This is a genomic window from Aeromicrobium jepli (assembly GCF_047246605.1).
In the GTDB taxonomy this organism is placed as follows: domain Bacteria; phylum Actinomycetota; class Actinomycetes; order Propionibacteriales; family Nocardioidaceae; genus Aeromicrobium.
Window position 1 is genome coordinate 232,370 of record NZ_JBFOKO010000001.1, and the last position, 17,026, is coordinate 249,395.

Annotated in this window: 16 protein-coding genes; 11 read left to right on the forward strand and 5 right to left on the reverse strand. The window is 72.9% G+C overall.

The window, feature by feature from the left end; genetic code table 11:
• The first annotated feature begins 82 nt into the window (after positions 1–82).
• Genes AB3M81_RS01040 through cobU form a run of 8 tightly spaced genes read left to right on the forward strand, consistent with a single transcriptional unit; the run spans position 83 to position 8,478 of the window.
• Entirely contained in the window at positions 83–1,600 is a 1,518-nt protein-coding gene (locus AB3M81_RS01040; protein WP_412902052.1) for a sugar ABC transporter ATP-binding protein, read from the forward strand.
• Positions 1,597–2,607 (forward strand): ABC transporter permease, encoded by a 1,011-nt coding sequence (locus AB3M81_RS01045; RefSeq protein WP_412902053.1) that lies wholly within the window; start codon positions 1,597–1,599, stop codon positions 2,605–2,607. Before AB3M81_RS01040 ends, AB3M81_RS01045 begins: the two co-directional genes overlap by 4 nt.
• Positions 2,604–3,674 carry an ABC transporter permease gene (locus AB3M81_RS01050; RefSeq protein ID WP_412902054.1) on the forward strand — a complete coding sequence of 357 codons (1,071 nt, stop codon included), beginning with the start codon at positions 2,604–2,606 and terminating at the stop codon, positions 3,672–3,674. The genes AB3M81_RS01045 and AB3M81_RS01050 overlap by 4 nt, the downstream gene beginning before the upstream one ends.
• An 11-nt stretch (positions 3,675–3,685) precedes the next feature.
• Positions 3,686–4,858 carry a substrate-binding domain-containing protein gene (locus AB3M81_RS01055; protein ID WP_412902055.1) on the forward strand — a complete coding sequence of 391 codons (1,173 nt, stop codon included), beginning with the start codon at positions 3,686–3,688 and terminating at the stop codon, positions 4,856–4,858.
• Positions 4,859–4,918: 60 nt separating this feature from the next.
• A complete protein-coding gene (locus tag AB3M81_RS01060; protein ID WP_412902056.1) occupies positions 4,919–5,782 on the forward strand; it encodes a sugar phosphate isomerase/epimerase family protein in 864 nt (287 codons plus the stop codon).
• Positions 5,779–6,894 (forward strand): Gfo/Idh/MocA family protein, encoded by a 1,116-nt coding sequence (locus tag AB3M81_RS01065; protein WP_412902057.1) that lies wholly within the window; start codon positions 5,779–5,781, stop codon positions 6,892–6,894. The genes AB3M81_RS01060 and AB3M81_RS01065 overlap by 4 nt, the downstream gene beginning before the upstream one ends.
• A 17-nt stretch (positions 6,895–6,911) precedes the next feature.
• Positions 6,912–7,913 carry a sugar phosphate isomerase/epimerase family protein gene (locus AB3M81_RS01070; RefSeq protein WP_412902058.1) on the forward strand — a complete coding sequence of 334 codons (1,002 nt, stop codon included), beginning with the start codon at positions 6,912–6,914 and terminating at the stop codon, positions 7,911–7,913.
• 34 nt (positions 7,914–7,947) lie between these two features.
• Positions 7,948–8,478 (forward strand): bifunctional adenosylcobinamide kinase/adenosylcobinamide-phosphate guanylyltransferase, encoded by a 531-nt coding sequence (cobU, locus tag AB3M81_RS01075; RefSeq protein ID WP_412902059.1) that lies wholly within the window; start codon positions 7,948–7,950, stop codon positions 8,476–8,478.
• A gap of 128 nt (positions 8,479–8,606) precedes the next feature.
• Here cobU and AB3M81_RS01080 read toward each other — a convergent pair whose 3' ends face one another.
• Genes AB3M81_RS01080 through AB3M81_RS01095 form a run of 4 tightly spaced genes read right to left on the reverse strand, consistent with a single transcriptional unit; the run spans position 8,607 to position 11,782 of the window.
• On the reverse strand, positions 8,607–9,209 hold the full coding sequence (locus AB3M81_RS01080; RefSeq protein ID WP_412902060.1) for a DNA-3-methyladenine glycosylase I: 603 nt from the start codon (positions 9,207–9,209) through the stop codon (positions 8,607–8,609).
• Positions 9,206–9,985, reverse strand: coding sequence for an adenosylcobinamide-GDP ribazoletransferase (locus tag AB3M81_RS01085; protein ID WP_412902061.1), 780 nt, complete (start codon positions 9,983–9,985; stop codon positions 9,206–9,208). The genes AB3M81_RS01080 and AB3M81_RS01085 overlap by 4 nt, the downstream gene beginning before the upstream one ends.
• Entirely contained in the window at positions 9,982–11,001 is a 1,020-nt protein-coding gene (cobT, locus tag AB3M81_RS01090; protein ID WP_412902062.1) for a nicotinate-nucleotide--dimethylbenzimidazole phosphoribosyltransferase, read from the reverse strand. Before cobT ends, AB3M81_RS01085 begins: the two co-directional genes overlap by 4 nt.
• Entirely contained in the window at positions 10,958–11,782 is an 825-nt protein-coding gene (locus AB3M81_RS01095; RefSeq protein ID WP_412902063.1) for an SCO6745 family protein, read from the reverse strand. Before AB3M81_RS01095 ends, cobT begins: the two co-directional genes overlap by 44 nt.
• Before the next feature lie 91 nt (positions 11,783–11,873).
• Here AB3M81_RS01095 and AB3M81_RS01100 point away from each other — a divergent pair, with 91 nt between their 5' ends.
• Positions 11,874–12,479 carry a TetR/AcrR family transcriptional regulator gene (locus AB3M81_RS01100; RefSeq protein ID WP_412902064.1) on the forward strand — a complete coding sequence of 202 codons (606 nt, stop codon included), beginning with the start codon at positions 11,874–11,876 and terminating at the stop codon, positions 12,477–12,479.
• Positions 12,480–12,534: 55 nt separating this feature from the next.
• Here AB3M81_RS01100 and AB3M81_RS01105 read toward each other — a convergent pair whose 3' ends face one another.
• Positions 12,535–13,065, reverse strand: a complete 531-nt coding sequence (locus tag AB3M81_RS01105) for an inorganic diphosphatase (RefSeq protein WP_489671963.1) — start codon at positions 13,063–13,065, stop codon at positions 12,535–12,537.
• A 62-nt stretch (positions 13,066–13,127) separates the two neighbouring features.
• Between AB3M81_RS01105 and dacB the strand changes: the two genes are divergently transcribed.
• A complete protein-coding gene (gene dacB / locus AB3M81_RS01110) occupies positions 13,128–14,459 on the forward strand; it encodes a D-alanyl-D-alanine carboxypeptidase/D-alanyl-D-alanine endopeptidase (protein WP_412902066.1) in 1,332 nt (443 codons plus the stop codon).
• Positions 14,450–17,020: a DEAD/DEAH box helicase gene (locus AB3M81_RS01115; RefSeq protein ID WP_412902067.1), complete on the forward strand. Its 2,571-nt coding sequence runs from the start codon at positions 14,450–14,452 to the stop codon at positions 17,018–17,020. Before dacB ends, AB3M81_RS01115 begins: the two co-directional genes overlap by 10 nt.
• Positions 17,021–17,026: the final 6 nt, after the last annotated feature.

The window sequence follows — 17,026 nt, forward strand, 5'->3', positions numbered from 1 at the left end:
AACCATTCCGGCTTTTGAACGTCCAGCCGCCAACTTCTGCCGGGTTCTCGACAGAAGTGGAGATCTGTGTCACAGTGCTCACGTGAACGAGGCTGTGAGCGAGCGGGGATCCGCCCCCGTGCTGCGCGTCCGCGCGGTGACGAAGTCCTTCGTGGGCAACCGCGTCCTGCACGGCGTCGACCTCGACCTGCACCCCGGCGAGGTGCACGGGCTGGTCGGCGAGAACGGCGCCGGCAAGTCGACGCTCATGAAGATTTTCGCGGGCGTGCATCCCGCCGACTCGGGCTCGATCGAGCTCGGCGGCAAGGCGGTCTCCTTCACCCATCCCGTCCAGGCGCAGCGTGCCGGACTGGCCACGGTGTTCCAGGAGTTCAACCTGCTGCCCGAGCGCACGATCGCCGAGAACATCTACCTCGGCCGTGAGCCGCGTGGTCGCGGCCTGGTCGACGTCCGCCGCATGGAGGAGCAGGCCGCCGCGCTGCTGGGCGGGCTCGGCATCGACGGGCTGCGGCCCTCGCGGCGCGTCCGCTCGCTCTCGGTGGCCGAGCAGCAGATCGTCGAGATCGCCAAGGCCGTCAGCTTCGACGCCCGCGTCATCCAGATGGACGAGCCCACGGCCGCGCTCGCCGACCACGAGGTCGAGCTGCTCTACCGGATCGTCCGCGAGCTCACGTCGCGCGGCGTCGCGATCGTCTACGTCTCGCACCGGCTGCGCGAGGTCCTGGACCTGTGCGACACCGTCACCGTCCTCAAGGACGGCCGCCAGGTCGACACGCGCCGCGCGTCCGAGCTCGACGAGGCCACCCTCGTGCGGCTCATGGTCGGACGTCCCATGGACTCGTTCTTCCCCGACCCCGTCCCCGGCACGACCGTCGGCGAGCCGCGACTCGAGCTGCGCGGCGCCGGCAACGGCTACGTCGACGGCATCGACCTCACGCTGCGCGGCGGCGAGATCGTCGGCATCGCCGGGCTGCAGGGATCGGGCCGCACCGAGCTGCTCGAGGCGATCTTCGGCATCGAGCCGTTCACGCGCGGAGAGGTCGCGATCGACGGGAAGGTCACCGCGATCGGCTCGCCGCGCACCGCGATCCGCGCGGGCCTCGCCCTCGTGACCGAGGACCGCAAGGCGACCGGCCTGGCGCTGCACCAGTCGCTGCTGGACAACGCCCTCGGCGTCGTCCGCGCGGTGTTCCCGCGGCGGACCGAGGCCGTGCGCCGCGACGTGCCCGAGCTGTTCGGCTCGCTCTCGGTCTCGGCCCGGGCGCTCAGCCAGGAGGCGCAGCTGCTCTCGGGCGGCAACCAGCAGAAGGTCGTCCTGGCGCGGTGGCTCGCGACCGACCCGCGCGTCGTGCTGCTGGACGAGCCCACGCGCGGCATCGACGTGGGCGCGAAGCACGCGATCTACGAGGTCATGCGCACCCTGGCCGCCCGCGGCGTCGCGGTGCTCATGGTCTCCAGCGAGCTGCCCGAGGTGATCGGCATGTCCGACCGGGTGCTCGTGATGCGCGACGGCCGCCTCGCCGGCGAGCGGCCGTCCGGCTCCGACGAGGAGTCGATCCTGTCGCTCGCCGCCGGCCTCGACGAGGAGGTGGCCTCATGAGGGCCCGGCTCGCCGCACTCGACTCGACGATGATCGTGTGGGCCGTCCTGCTCGTGTCCGTCGTCGTGGGCGCGGTCATCACGGCGCTGGAGGGACGGAACTTCTTCAGCGTCGGCAACATCGACAACGTCCTGACGACCATGACGATCCTGGGCCTCATCGCGATCGGCCAGACGCTCGTGATCCTGGCCGGGTCGCTCGACCTCTCGGTGCCGTTCATGGTCAGCCTCTCCAGCGTCCTGGCGGGCGGGATCATGGCCGGCCAGACCTCGAACATCGTGCCGGGCGTGGCCGCCGCGCTGCTCGTGGCGGTCCTGTTCGGGCTCGCGAACGGCCTCATCGTGAGCCTGCTGAACGTCCACGGCTTCATCGCGACGCTCGGCACGGGCCTGATCGTGTCGGGCTACCTCGGCTCGAACTACCAGGGCAGCAGCGGCTCGGCGCCCTACGCCTTCCGGCTGCTCGACGCGACCCGCATCGGTCCCGTCCCGATCGCGACGCTCATCATGCTCGCGTGCGCCGGGCTCGCGGTGCTCCTGCTGCGGCGGACGCGGCTGGGCCACCACCTCTACGCCGTCGGCGGCAACGCGGACGTGGCCCGCATGTCGGGCGTCCGGACGCAGGTGCCGATCATCGCGGCCCACGTCATCTGCTCCGTCACGGCCGCCCTCGCCGGGCTGCTGCTGCTGGCCCGCCTCGGCGTCGGCCAGCCGACCGTCGGCTCCCAGGGCGGCTACGACCTGATGTCGATCGCGGCGGTCGTCCTCGGCGGCACGCTGCTGGCCGGCGGCAAGGGCAGCATCGTCGGCACGATCGCCGGCGTCGGCATCTTCGCCGTCCTCGACAACGTCATGGGCGTCATGGAGCTCAACCCGTTCCTCAAGGACGCCGTGCGCGGCATCGTCATCGTCGTCGCGGTGGCCGTGTACGCCCGGCGCGAGATCGACCGGCGACCCGAGCGGTTCGCGACCACGGCCTCCACCCCGACCCCGGAGGTGGTCCGATGACCACGCGCGTCCTGCCCCTGCACGAGTCCACGTGGGGACGCCGGTCCCTCGCGGCGCTCGCGACGCCGGGCGGCGGCATCTTCCTGCTCGTGATCGCCCTGCTGGTCGCGATCATGGTCTCGAACCCGAGCTTCGCCGACGGCAACGCCCTGATCCGCTTCGCGGGCCGCACCGCGCCGATCGCCATCGCCGCGATGGGCCAGTACTTCGTCATCGTGAGCGGCGAGTTCGACCTCTCGATGGGCGCGGTCATCGCGACCCAGGTCGTGCTCGCCGGCAACGTCATCGGCCAGGACGAGGGCCGCATCCTGCCCGGCCTCCTGCTGATGTTCGCCGTCGGAGCGCTCATCGGGCTGGTCAACGGGCTCGCCACGACGCTCCTGCGGGTGCCGAGCTTCATCGTGACGCTGGGCATGATGCTGTCGCTGACGGGCCTCGTCCGGTACGTCACCGGCGGCGCCGCCACGGGCAACCCCTCGGAGCGCTTCCGCGAGATCGGCCGCGGCGGCATCGAGGACGTGCCGCTCGTGGGGACGATCCCGTACCCGCTGCTGGTCCTCGTCGCGCTCGCGGTGCTCGCCGTGTGGCTCATGCGCCGCCCCTTCGGCCGGACCCTGATCGCCGCCGGCGACAACCCGGAGGCCGCCCGGTTCTCGGGCACGCCCCTGTGGTGGACCAAGACGCGCGCGTTCATCCTGTCGTCCCTGTCCGCGACGGTCGCCGGCATCCTGCTCGTCGGCTACGCGGGCGTCCACCCGTCGGTCGGCTCGGGCTACGAGTTCGCCGCGATCACCGCCGTCGTCCTGGGCGGCGTGGTGCTCGGCGGCGGCCGCGGCTGGGTCCTCTCGGCTGCGGCGGGCGCCTTCGCGCTCGAGCTGCTGTTCCTGCTGCTGACCAGCCTGGGCGTCCCGTCCACGTGGCGCGACACCGTGCAGGGGCTCATCATCATCGCCGCCGTGGCCCTCGCCGGCCGGGCCTGGCAGGGCGCCGTGCGCCGGCGCGCCCCCGTGACTTCTCCACCCACCCCCACCCAGCCCGCCCCGGGCGCAACGACAGGAGAGAACTGATGCGAGCATCGATGAGAGGGGTACTCGTGTCGGCCGCGGCCGTGCTGGTACTCGCTGCCTGCAGCACGGACGACGTGTCCGACGCGGGCGACGACGACTCGGGTTCGAAGGACACCGAGTGGTTCGTGCAGGCGGACTTCGACCGCCAGGACGAGCAGCGCAGCGCGACGTTCCAGGGCGACGAGGCGACGCCGTGGCTGCAGTACATCGACGGCGAGATGACCGACACGTCGAAGTTCAAGTCCGACGGCGCCAAGAAGGTCTGCTTCGCCAACGCCTCGATCAGCAACCCGTGGCGCCAGACCGGCTGGATCACGATGCAGCAGCAGCTGAAGGTCCTGCAGGACGAGGGCGTCATCTCGCAGATGGAGACCCGCGACGCGCAGGACTCCGACGACACCCAGATCGCGGACATCGACTACTTCATCAAGGAGGGCAACTGCGACGCCTTCGTCATCTCGCCCAACTCGACCGCGGCGATGACGCCGGCCGTCGAGCGCGCGTGTGAGACCGGCAAGCCGGTCGTCGTGTTCGACCGCGGTGTCGACACCGACTGCGCGACCACGTTCATCCACCCGATCGGTGGCTACGCGTGGGGCATCGACACGGCGGAGTTCCTGGTCGACAACCTCGAGAAGGGCGACAAGGTCGTCGCGCTGCGCATCCTGCCCGGCGTCGACGTGCTCGAGACCCGCTGGGCGGCGGCCGAGAAGATCTTCGAGGAGAACGGCATCGAGGCCGACGACCAGTTCACGGACGCCGATCCCACGAAGATCAAGCAGATCATCACCGACGCCCTCAACGCCGGCGACGTCAAGGGCGTCTGGATGGACGCCGGCGACGGCGCCGTCGCCGCGATCGAGGCGTTCGAGGACGCCGGCAAGGACTACCCGGTCATGACCGGCGAGGACGAGATGAGCTTCCTGCGCAAGTGGGAGGAGACCGGCCTGACGGGCCTGGCGCCCGTGTACTCGAACTTCCAGTGGCGCACCCCGCTGCTCGCGCTGCAGAAGATCTTCGCGGGCGAGGAGGTGCCGGCCGAGTGGGTGCTGCCCCAGTCGCCGATCACCGAGGACGACCGCGCCGAGTACCTCGAGGCGAACGAGGGCATGCCCGACGGGCACTACGCCAAGTTCGGCGGCGAGGACCTGCCCGGCTTCCCGAAGGCCTGGCAGGACCGCTGACCGCGACCGGGTGGCGGCGCCCCGCCGCCACCCGGCCCATCCCTCTCGACAGGAGCTCTTGTGCGCAGCATCGGCATCAACACGTGGGTCTGGCAGTCGCCGCTCACCGACGCCACGGTCGAGGCCCGGCTGGAGCACGTCGCCGGGCTCGGCTTCGACGCGGTCGAGCTCCCGCTGGAGACCGCGGGCGACCTGACTCCCGACGTGGTCGGGCCCGCGCTGGAGCGCACGGGGCTGGTCCCCCTCGTCGTCGGCGCGATGGCGCCGGGGCGTGACCTCGTCGAGGCGGACGACGCGACCGTCGCGGCGACCCAGGACTACCTGCGCGCGTGCGTCGACCTCGCCTCCGGCATCGGCGCGGCGGCGGTGTGCGGGCCGTTCTACGCCGCCACCGGCCGCACGTGGCGGATGACGCCGGACGAGCGGCATCGTGCGTACGTGCAGTGGCGCGAGCACCTCGCTCCGGTCGTGGACCACGCGGGGGATCACGGCGTCCGCCTCGGGATCGAGCCGCTCAACCGGTACGAGACCTCGCTCGTCAACACCGTCGACCAGGCGCTCGAGGGACTCGACGGGCTGCTGGGGCCGGCGCTCGGGCTGGCCCTGGACACCTACCACCTGAACATCGAGGAGCGGTCCAGCGCGGATGCGATCCGGGCCGCGGGGCGCCACCTCGTGCACGTCCAGGTGTGCGGCAGCGACCGCGGGGCGCCCGGCGGCGACCAGACCGACTGGCCCGCGCTGAGCGCGGCGCTCGACGAGGTCGGGCACACCGGGCCGCTCGTGATCGAGAGCTTCACCGCCGAGAACGCGTCCATCGCCACGGCCGCCTCGATCTGGCGGCCGCTGGCACCGACGCAGGACGACCTCGCGCGCGACGGACTCGCCTTCCTGCGCGACCTGACGGCGGGTGTCCTGCGATGAGCACCCTCGGCGTCGCCGTCATCGGCTACTCGTTCATGGGCAAGGCCCACTCCAACGCCTGGCGCAACGTTGGCGCGTTCCACCCCGACCTCCCGGCGGTGACGCAGCGCGTCCTCGTGGGACGGGACGCCTCGGCCGTCAGCGCGGCAGCGGACCAGTTCGGCTGGGCCGATTCCGCGACCGACTGGCGTGACGTCGTGACGCGGGACGACGTGGACGTCGTCGACGTGTGCACGCCCGGCCACCTGCACCACGAGATCGCCCTCGCGGCCCTGCGCGCCGGCAAGCACGTCATCGTCGAGAAGCCGCTCGCCAACACGATCGAGGAGTCCCTCGAGCTCGTCGAGGCCGCGACGAAGGCCCGCGCGCACGGCGTGCGCTCCATGGTGGGCTTCAACTACCGCTGCGTCCCGGCGCTGGCGCTCGCGCGCGAGGTCATCGGGCAGGGCCGGATCGGCGAGGTCCGCCAGGTCCGCGCCTCCTACCTGCAGGACTGGCTCGTCGATCCCGACGCGCCGATGACGTGGCGCCTGCGCAAGGAGCAGGCCGGATCGGGCGTGCTCGGCGACCTCGGCTCGCACGTCGTCGACCAGGTCCGCTTCCTGCTCGACGACGAGATCGAGACCGCCTCGGGCCGGCTCGAGACGTTCGTCGGGACGCGGCCCGGCCCCTCGGGTCCCGAGGACGTGACCGTCGACGACGCGGCCTGGGCGCTGCTGGGCACGGCGCGCGGCGCCGTCGTGAGCCTCGAGGTGAGCCGGATGGCCGCCGGCCGCAAGAACGCGCTGCAGCTCGAGGTCTACGGCTCGCGCGGCTCGGTCGCGTTCGACCTCGAACGGCTCAACGAGCTGTGGGTCGACACCGGTCAGGGCCCCACGCGCGTCCTCGTCACCGAGCCGGAGCACCCCCACGTCGACGCCTGGTGGCCACCGGGCCACGTGCTGGGCTGGGGCGACACGTTCACGACGCAGGCGGCCGGCTTCCTCGCCGCGATCGAGGCCGGGACCGACCCGGCGCCGTCGTTCGAGGACGGGCTCGCGGTGCAGCGCGTGCTCGACGCGATCGAGCGCAGCGCCGCCGGCCGTGGGACCGTCGAGCTCGCGCGATCCTGACCACGAAGGAGAGACACATGGGCAAGCGCTTCACGCTGTTCACCGGCCAGTGGGCCGACCTCACGCTCGAGGAGGTCGCCGAGCTCGCGGCCGGCTGGGGCTACGACGGGCTCGAGATCGCCGTGTCGGGCGAGCACCTCGACGCCTGGCGCTGGGACGACGACGACTACGTCGAGGGGCGGCTGGAGATCCTGCGCCGGCACGGCCTGGGGTGCTGGGCGATCTCGAACCACCTCAAGGGCCAGGCGGTCTGCGACGACCCGATCGACGAGCGGCACCGCTCGATCGTCGGACCGCGCGTGTGGGGCGACGGCGATCCCGAGGGCGTGCGGCAGCGCGCGGCCGAGGAGATGCAGCACACCGCACGGCTCGCGCGCCGCATGGGCGTGGACGTCGTGGTCGGCTTCACGGGCTCGTCGATCTGGCAGTACGTGGCGATGTTCCCGCCCGTGCCGGCCGAGCGCATCGAGGCCGGGTACCGGGACTTCGCCGATCGCTGGCACCCGATCCTCGACGTCTTCGACGAGTGCGGCGTGCGGTTCGCGCACGAGGTCCACCCGTCCGAGATCGCCTACGACCACTGGTCGACCGTGCGGGCGCTCGAGGCGATCGGCCACCGCGAGGCGTTCGGCCTCAACTGGGACCCCAGCCACATGCTGTGGCAGGGCCTGGATCCCGTCGCGTTCATCAGCGACTTCGCCGACCGGATCTACCACGTGGACTGCAAGGACACCCGGATGCGGATGGGCGGCGGCCGCAACGGCATCCTCTCCTCGCACCTGCCGTGGGGCGACCAGCGGCGCGGCTGGGACTTCGTGTCCACCGGACGCGGCGACGTGCCGTGGGAGGACGCGTTCCGCGCGCTGGCGCGCATCGGCTACGCCGGCCCGATCTCGGTCGAGTGGGAGGACGCCGGGATGGACCGCCTGCGCGGGGCGCCCGAGGCGCTGGAGTTCCTCAAGCGGTTCGACTTCGAGCCGCCGGCCGCCTCCTTCGACTCCGTCTTCGACCAAGGATGACCGGCGTCGGCCGAGCCGCGGCTAGGCTGCGAGGGTGAGGACGCTCATCACGGGAGGCGTGCGCTCGGGCAAGTCGTTCCATGCCGAGTCGCTCGTCGTCGCGGCCACCGACGTCACGTACATCGCGCCCGGACCGCCTCCGGACCGTGAGCTCGACCCCGACTGGGCCGCGCGCGTCGCCCAGCACCGCGAGCGCCGGCCCGAGCACTGGCGCACGGTCGAGACGGCGGACCTCGAGCGCGCGATCGCGATGAGCGACAGCACGATCCTGATCGACTGCCTCGGCACGTGGGTGACGGCGCTCATCAGCGAGCTCGACGGTTGGGACAAGACCCTCGACGACTGGGAGCCCGTGTTCTGGGACCGCGTCGAGCGCGCCGTCGTGGCGATGACCGCGCACGCCGAGGACGTCGTCGTGGTGACCAACGAGGTCGGCTGGGGCGTCGTCCCCGAGCACCGGTCGGGCCGGCTGTTCCGCGACCTGCTGGGCAAGGTCAACCAGCGCTTCGCGATGGAGTGCGACCAGGTCCTGCTCGTCGTCGCGGGCCGCGTGCTCACCCTCTGAGTCGAGCGCCCGCCCGTCCGCTCGCCGTCCCCGGTCCGACTTCTGGAACGGGATCGACCTTCACGCGCGCGGAGAACGTGCAACCCGTTCCAGAAGTCGGCGCGGAGGGCGGGGCCGGCGGACCCCGCTCAGGCCGGGGGAGTGAACGCGGCGCGCGCCCGCGCGACCCGCTCGCGCACGACGCAGTCGTGCGCGTGGTCGTTCACCAGCCCCATCGCCTGCATGAACGAGAACACCGTGGTGGGGCCGACGAACTTCCAGCCGCGCTTCTTGAGGTCCTTCGACAGCGCGATCGCGGTCGGCGAGGTCGTCAGCGTCTGCGGCTCGGGGATCTCGGCGGGGTCCGGCTCGTGCCGCCAGACGAACGCCGCGAGCGAGCCCTCGGACTCGATGAGCTCGAGCGCGCGGCGGGCGTTGTTGATCGAGGCCTCGATCTTGCCCCGGTGCCGGACGATGCTCGCGTCGGCCAGCATCCGCAGCACGTCGGCCTCGTCGAAGCCCGCCACGGTCTCGAGGTCGAACCCGCCGAACGCGGCCCGGAAGCTCTCGCGCTTGTCGAGGATCGTGCGCCACGACAGGCCCGACTGGAAGCCCTCGAGGCAGAACTTCTCGAACAGCCGCACGTCGTCGCCGACCGGGAAGCCCCACTCGGTGTCGTGGTACTCGACGAAGCCGGGCGCACCGCCCGCCCAGTCGCAGCGCGGCAGCCCGTCGGGGCCGAGGAACGTCATGGCGTCACCGCCGCGAAGCCGACGAGCAGCGCGGCCAGGGCGACCTCGACCGAGGCGCCGATCGCGTCGCCGACGATCCCGCCGAGGCGGTGGACGACGTGACGGACGAGCAGGAGCACGACGAGCAGCGTAGCGGCGACGGCGACGACTCCCTGGAGGATCGAGGCGTCGGTCAGTGCGGTCACGCCGGCGCCCACCGCGAGAGCGGCCAGCCAGACCACGGCGAGCGCGGCCACGGGCACGCTGCCCGCGAACGTCGCTCCCATCCCGTCCCGGCGCGCGGCCGGGACGCCGCGGCGCAGGCCGACGGACGCGCCCGCCCGCGCGAGGCACCACAGGACGCCGACCGCGGCCGGCCCCCAGGACCAGCGGCCCGCGATCGTGCCCGCCGAGGCGGCCTGGGCCAGCAGGACGAGCACGAGGGTCGCCGCGCCGGCCGGCCCGACGTCGCCCGTGCGGGCGACGGTCAGGGCTCGCTCGCGGTCGTAGGAGGACGCCAGCGCGTCGGCCGTGTCGGCGAGTCCGTCGAGGTGGAAGCCGCGGGTCGCCCACGCGCCGGCGCCGATCGCGAGCGCGCCGGTGACCAGCGCGGGCAGGCCCAGCTCACGGCCGGCCCACGCGACGATGGCGACGAGCAGCCCCACCGGCACGACGGCCAGGGGAGCCAGGACCACGGCGATGCCGGCCGTGGGCCGGTCGACGCGGCGCGGCGGCGGGACGCGCAGTGCGCTGAACGTGCCGACCGACAGCCGCACGGCATCGCCGAGGCGGCTCACAGGATCTCGTCGAGCCGCGCGATCTGGGCGAGCAGGAGGGCGGCCGACCGCACGAGCGGCACGGCGGCGACGGCACCGGAGCCCTCGCCCAGGCGCATGCCGAGGTCGAGCAGCGGCTCGAGGCCGAGGTCCTTCAGCGCGTGCCACTGGGCGCCCTCGGTGGAGCGGTGGCCGGCGGCCAGCCACGGGGTCACGCCGGGCGTCAGGCGCTCGGCCACGAGGGCGGCGGCCGTCGCGATCGCGCCGTCGAGCAGCACCGGCACGCCGGCCTGCGCGGCGGCGCTGATGAAGCCGGCCTGGGCGGCGATGTCGGGGCTGCCGACCGCCGCGAGCAGGTCGAGCGGGTCCGCGGCGCGGTCGCGCGCGCGATCGATCGCGGCGGCGATGACCTCGGTCTTGACCTTCAGTGCGGCGTCGTCGATGCCGGTGCCGCGGCCGACGACCTCCTCGGCGGGCAGGCCGAGGACCGCGGCGGTGAGCACGGCGGCGGTCGTGGTGTCGCCGATGCCCATGTCGCCGCCGATCAGCAGGTCGGCGCCCGCCTCGATCTCGCGGGCGGCGATCTGCGCGCCGGCGTCCACGGCGCGGCGGGCCTCGTCCGCCGTCATGCCGTCGGTCAGGTGGATCGGCGCGCTGCCCCGGCGGATCTTGAAGGCGCCGATCTCGGGGTCGAGGTCGGGGAAGTCGCCGTCGACGCCGAGGTCGTAGACGCGCAGCGCGACGTCGTGCTGGCGCGCGAGCACCGCGACGCCGGCGACGCCCGTGACGAAGGCGCGGACCATCGCGCCCGTGACGGCCGCGGGGTAGGCGGAGACGCCGTGCGCCGCGACGCCGTGGTCGCCGGCGAAGACGACCGCACGGACGTTCGCCGCGGGAGCCGGCGTGGCCTCGCCGCGGACGGCGGCCCACCACACGGCGAGGTCGCCGAGCCGGCCGAGCGCGCCGGTCGGGATGGCCAGTGCGGCCAGGCGGTCACGAGCTGCGTTGCGAGCGTCCTGCGAGGGCGGGGTGAGCATCTGCCCATTCTCTCGCGACCTCGACGAGCCGGGCCTCGAGGGTCACGAGTCGGGACGTCGCCTCGCGGTCCAGGCCGGCCGCGACGACGCGGTCGGTGGCGTCCTCGAGCTGGTTGCGCGCGGCGCGCCCGGTGTCGGTGCCCTGGCCGTCCGGCGTCACCCAGCCGCGCGTCACGAGGCCGTCGATCGCGCCCTGCCACTCCTGCTCGCTCCACCCGCGCATCTCGCGCTGGTCGGCGAACCACGCCCAGCCGGTCGCGGCGGCGAGCGCGTTGGCCGCCGTGCCGCCGAGGCCGGCGGCCGTCAGCACCGCCACGTGGCAGTCGCCCCGGTACTCGCGCAGCGCCGTGACGGACTGCCAGAAGTCGACGACGGGGTCCGGTGAGGGCGGGAGGTCGGCGTGCGCGGCGGCGAGGGGCTTGCCGGCCCAGTCCACGCCGCGCAGGACGGCCCGCAGCTGTGGCGCCAGCTCGGTCGCCGCGCCGGCGACCGGCTCGAGCAGGTCACGCGCCAGCGCGTACCGCGCCGAGAGCACGGCCTCGCGGTCGGCGAACGTCCACGCGTCCGGGATGGCGCGGTGCACGAGGCGCGGCGCGAAGCCCTGGAACGTGGCGACGACGAGCTCGGGACCCGGCGTGCCCAACGCGGCGGCGCGGCTCGCGAAGTAGCCCATCCAGTAGCCCTTGAGGCCGATCTCGGCGTAGCGCGCCTTCGCGTCCGGGGCGAAGTAGACGCCTCCGTGCAGGATCTCGATCGCGTTCCACAGCTGCCTCGACGTCATGGCTGGACCCTACCGACGCCGCCGGTCGGAAGGGGGCGCCAAGCACGGCCCTCGTCGGATACCATCGGTATGCGAAAGGGAGGAGAGGATCGTGCCGGAGACCAGGGTCAGTCGCGCCGAGCGCCAGCGGCAGACGCGCGAGCGCCTCATCGAGGTGGCCGGGGACATGTTCCTCGACGTCGGCTACGCGGGCACGTCGCTGGACAAGGTCGCGCTCGAGGCCGGCTTCTCCAAGGGCGCCGTCTACTCCAACTTCGCCGGCAAGGAGGAGCTCTGCATGGCGGTGCTCGACGAGATCCACGCCGAGAAGATCCGCCTCGTGCAGCAGGTGTTCGCCGAGGACGCCTCGCTCGACGTGCGGCTCAAGAACTTCGTCGAGTGGACGCGCTCGTCCCTGGGCGAGCCGCAGTGGACCGCGCTCGAGGCCGAGTTCGCCGCCGTCGCACGCCACAACGAGTGGGTCGCGACCGAGCTGGTCAAGCGGCACCGCGAGGTGCGCCGCCTGATCGTCACGCTGATCGAGGCCACCGTCGCCGACGCCGGCCTCGAGACCACGATCCCGGTCGAGGACGTCGCCACCGCGCTGCTCGCGCTGGGGGCCGGCCTGGGCGGCCTGCGCGCGCTCGACCCGCGCATCGACATGGATGTCTTCGGCGTCATCCTCGCCGGCCTCGTGCGGCCCAAGCGCGACCAGTAGCCCGCAGACGCGAGACGCCCGGACCGATCGGTCCGGGCGCCTCGTGCGGGGTGGCTCAGTAGCCGCCGTTGTCCTTGAAGCGCTGCAGCGAGGCCTCGATCTCGGCCTCGGCCTCGGCGCGGCCGACCCACTCGGAGCCCTCCTCGACGGACTTGCCGGGCTCGAGGTCCTTGTAGCTGGTGAAGAAGTGCTGGATCTCGCCCAGGTCGAAGTCCGAGACGTCCGTGACGTCCTGCAGGTGCTCGTGACGCGGGTCGCCCGCGGGCACGCAGAGGATCTTGTCGTCGCCACCGGCCTCGTCGGTCATCTTGAACATGCCGATCGCGCGGCACTCGATGACGCAGCCGGGGAAGGTCGGGAAGGGCAGGATGACGAGCGCGTCGAGCGGGTCGCCGTCGTTGCCGAGCGTGTTGTCGATGAACCCGTAGTCGGCCGGGTACTGCATCGACGTGAAGAGCGTGCGGTCGAGCCGGATGCGGTGCGTCTTGTGATCCAGCTCGTACTTGTTGCGCTCGCCCTTGGGGATCTCCACGGTGACGTCGAAAAACACAGGTTCCTCCGGGGTTCGACTGGGTACGGGTGTCACATAGTCTGACGCACGTGACGGCTCGCGGCGCCCGCAGGGGGGAGAGAGTGCACGGAGCCTGGGTGCTGCCGGTGCTCGTCCTGGCGACCCTCGGTGCGATCGCCGCCCTGTACGTCCGTGGCGACCTGAACCCGATCCTGTGCGACGGCCCGTGCGGACCCGAGTACGTGACCGCGCCCGTGGGCCTCGACGAGCCCGAGCCGGCCCCCGACGACCCGGCTCCGGTGGGCGCCGGCGCGATCGACGTCTCGCAGCTCGCGGCGGCCGTCCGTGGCCCCGCCGGCTCGACCGATCTCGGCGGTCACACGGGCCTCGTGGCGCTCGACGCGCGCGACGGCGCGACCCTGCTCGACGAGTCGAGCGGCACGTTCGTCCCGGCGTCGACGACCAAGCTCCTGACCGCCTTCGCGGTGCTGGCCGAGTGGGGACCGCGCGCGACGTTCGCCACCACGGTCCGCCGCGACGGCGACCGCCTGACGCTCGTGGGCGGCGGCGACCCGTACCTGACGGCGCGGCCCTCGAAGTCCGCCGTCGAGCGGGCCGACCTCGCCACCCTGGCCGCCGCGACCGCGCGTGAGGTGGGCCGGGGTCCCGTCACGCTGGCCTACGACACGTCCCTGTTCGCCGGGCCGGCCGCGAGCCCCGCGTGGGAGGACACGTACGTCAGCGGCGGCGTCGTCGCGCCGGTCACGCCGCTGTGGATCGATCGCGGACGCGTCGGACTCGGCCGCAGCCAGGACCCCTCCGGCGACGCGGCTCGCGCGTTCGCGGCGCTGCTGCGCGACCGCGGGGTCGAGGTCCGCGGCGAGCCCGCGCGCGGCGAGGCGTCCGGGACCCGGGTCGCTCGCGTGCGCAGTGCGCCGCTCGCGCGCATCGTCGAGCAGATGCTGACCGACTCCGACAACGAGGCCGCCGAGGTGCTGTTCCGCCAGGCCGCGATCAAGGCTGGGGAGCCCGCCTCCTTCGCCGGGGGAGCGGCCACGGTCGAGCGCGTCCTCGACGAGGCCGGCGTCCCGGCCGACGGCCTCGTGCTCGACGACGGCAGCGGCCTCGCCCGGTCCAACCGGATCAGCCCGCGCACCCTCGCGGAGGCCGTCGTCCGCGCCTCCTCGACCCCTCGCCTCGGCGCGATCCTGAGCGGCCTGCCCGTCGGCGGCTTCTCGGGCACGCTCGACGACCGGTACGGCCGGGCGGGCGACGCGCGTGGCCTCGTCCGGGCCAAGACCGGCACACTGACGGGTGTGCACTCGCTCGCCGGCATCGCGACGTTGCCGGGCGGGCGCCCGGTGGCGTTCGCCGTCATGGCCGACGACACCGAGGCCGTGAACCCGTTCGTCACGCAGGCCGCGATCGACCGCGTCGCCACCGCGATGGTGGGCTGCGCATGTCGGTGAGCACCACCGGCGGGCGTCTCGTCGACCTGCTGCCGCCCGACCCGACCGACGACGTCGACGCGGTCCACGCCGCGATCATGGAGTGGGTCGAGGGCCGCGGCCTGACCCTGTACCCGGCGCAGGACGAGGCGATCCTCGAGCTGGTCTCGGGCTCCAACGTCGTGCTCGCCACGCCCACCGGCTCGGGCAAGAGCCTCGTGGCGACGGCGGCGATGGGCGCGGCGCTGGCCCGGGGCGAGTGCAGCGTCTACACCGCGCCGATCAAGGCGCTCGTGAGCGAGAAGTTCTTCGACCTGTGCGAGATCTTCGGCGCCGACAACGTCGGCATGGTCACGGGCGACGCCGCCGTGAACGCGGACGCGCCGATCATCGCCGCGACGGCCGAGATCCTCGCCAACATGGCCCTGCGCGAGGGCGCGGCCGCCGACATCGGGCTCGTCGTGATGGACGAGTTCCACTACTACGCCGACCCCGACCGCGGCTGGGCGTGGCAGGTGCCCCTCATCGAGCTGCCCCGCGCGCAGTTCCTGCTGATGTCGGCCACGCTCGGCGACACGACGCGGCTCGAGGCCGACCTGTCGCGGCGCACGGGTCGCGAGACGGTCGCGGTGACCTCGGTCGAGCGGCCCGTCCCGCTCGTGAGCGAGTACGTCACGACGCCCGTCCACGAGACGCTCGAGCAGCTCGTCGAGACGCACCAGACGCCCGTCTACGTCGTGCACTTCTCGCAGGCCGCGGCGCTCGAGCGGGCGCAGGCGCTCGCCAGCGCGAAGGTCGCGACGCGGGCCGAGCGCGACGCGATCGCCGAGGCGCTCGGCGACTTCCGATTCACCTCGGCGTTCGGCAAGACGCTCTCGCGGCTCATCCGCATGGGCATCGGCGTCCACCACGCGGGGATGCTGCCGCGCTACCGGCGCCTCGTCGAGACCCTCACGCAGCAGGGGCTGCTCAAGGTCGTGTGCGGCACCGACACGCTCGGCGTCGGCATCAACGTGCCGATCCGCACCGTCCTGTTCAGCGGCCTGAGCAAGTACGACGGCACGCGCCAGCGCCACCTGCAGGTGCGCGAGTTCCAGCAGATCGCGGGGCGGGCGGGCCGCGCCGGCTTCGACACGATCGGTCACGTCGTGGTCGAGGCGCCCGAGCACGAGATCGAGAACGCCAAGCTGGTCCGCAAGGCCGGCGACGACCCCAAGAAGGTCAAGCGGATCCAGCGCAAGAAGCCGCCGGAGGGCTTCGTGTCGTGGGGTCAGGGCACGTTCGAGCGCCTCGTGAACGGCACGCCCGAGCCGCTCGTGTCGCGCATGAAGGTCAGCCACGCGATGGTGCTCGACGTCATCACGCGCCCCGGTGACGCGCGCGCGGCGCTGGAGCACCTCGTCCGCGAGAGCGGCGAGACCGAGGAGTCGCAGGACCGTCTGCTGGCCCAGGTCGACGAGATCATCGAGGCGCTGCTGGCGGGCGAGGTCGTCGAGCGGCTGGACCCGCCGGACGAGCACGGCCGCACCCTGCGCCTGACGGTCGACCTGCAGGCCAACTTCGCGCTCAACCAGCCGCTCTCTCCGTTCGCGGTCGCCGCGTTCGACCTGCTCGACCGCGAGTCCCCGACGTACGCGCTCGACGTCGTCTCGGTCGTCGAGGCCACGCTGGACGACCCGCGCCCGATCATCGGCGCGCAGCGGTTCCGCGCGCGCGGCGAGGCCGTCGCCGAGATGAAGATGGAGGGCATCGAGTACGACGAGCGCATGGAGCTGCTCGAGGACGTCGAGCACCCGCAGCCGCTGCGCGACCTGCTCGAGGCCGCGTACGAGATGTACCGCCGTGGCCACCCGTGGGTCGCCGACCACGAGCTGCGGCCGAAGTCGGTCGTGCGTGAGATGTGGGAGCGCGCGATGACGTTCTCCGAGCTCGTGTCCGACTACCAGCTGGCGCGGTCGGAGGGCATGGTGCTGCGGTACCTGTCCGACGTCTACAAGACGCTCGTGCGCACGGTGCCCACGTCGGTGCGCGACGACGAGCTGAACGACCTCACCGAGTGGCTGGGCGAGCTCGTGCGGCAGACCGACTCGAGCCTGCTCGACGAGTGGGAGCAGCTCATCGCGCCGGGCGCCGACCCCGCCGACGTGCGCCCGAAGGCGACCGGTGAGGAGACGCCGCGACCCCTCACGGCCAACGCTCGCGCCTTCCGCGTGCTCGTGCGCAACGCGATGTTCCGCCGCGTCGAGCTGGCCGCGTTCGGGCGCTGGGACGCCCTCGGCGAGCTCGACAAGGAGGACGGCTGGGACGCGCTCGCGTGGCGCGAGGCGGTCCTGGAGTACCGCGAGGAGTACGAGGCCTCCGCCTCGGCCGCGGGTCGCGAGGTCATGGGCAGCGGGCCCGCCGCCCGTGGGCCCGAGCTGTTCATGGTCGAGGACGGGTCCGGCCGCACGTGGCGCGTCCGCCAGGTCTTCGAGGACCCCGAGGGCGACCGCGACTGGGGCATCAGCGCCGAGGTCGACCTCGACGCCTCCGACGAGGCCGGCGAGCCCGTCGTCCGCGTGCTCGACGTCGGCCCTCGCTGACGGACC

Coding starts and splice junctions, on each gene's coding strand:
- AB3M81_RS01045 (WP_412902053.1), top strand. CDS start 1,597: ATGAGGGCCCGGCTCGCCGCACTCGACTCGACGATGATCGTGTGGGCC.
- AB3M81_RS01050 (WP_412902054.1), top strand. CDS start 2,604: ATGACCACGCGCGTCCTGCCCCTGCACGAGTCCACGTGGGGACGCCGG.
- AB3M81_RS01055 (WP_412902055.1), top strand. CDS start 3,686: ATGAGAGGGGTACTCGTGTCGGCCGCGGCCGTGCTGGTACTCGCTGCC.
- AB3M81_RS01065 (WP_412902057.1), top strand. CDS start 5,779: ATGAGCACCCTCGGCGTCGCCGTCATCGGCTACTCGTTCATGGGCAAG.
- AB3M81_RS01070 (WP_412902058.1), top strand. CDS start 6,912: ATGGGCAAGCGCTTCACGCTGTTCACCGGCCAGTGGGCCGACCTCACG.
- AB3M81_RS01080 (WP_412902060.1), bottom strand. CDS start 9,209: ATGACGTTCCTCGGCCCCGACGGGCTGCCGCGCTGCGACTGGGCGGGC.
- cobT (WP_412902062.1), bottom strand. CDS start 11,001: ATGCTCACCCCGCCCTCGCAGGACGCTCGCAACGCAGCTCGTGACCGC.
- AB3M81_RS01095 (WP_412902063.1), bottom strand. CDS start 11,782: ATGACGTCGAGGCAGCTGTGGAACGCGATCGAGATCCTGCACGGAGGC.
- AB3M81_RS01115 (WP_412902067.1), top strand. CDS start 14,450: ATGTCGGTGAGCACCACCGGCGGGCGTCTCGTCGACCTGCTGCCGCCC.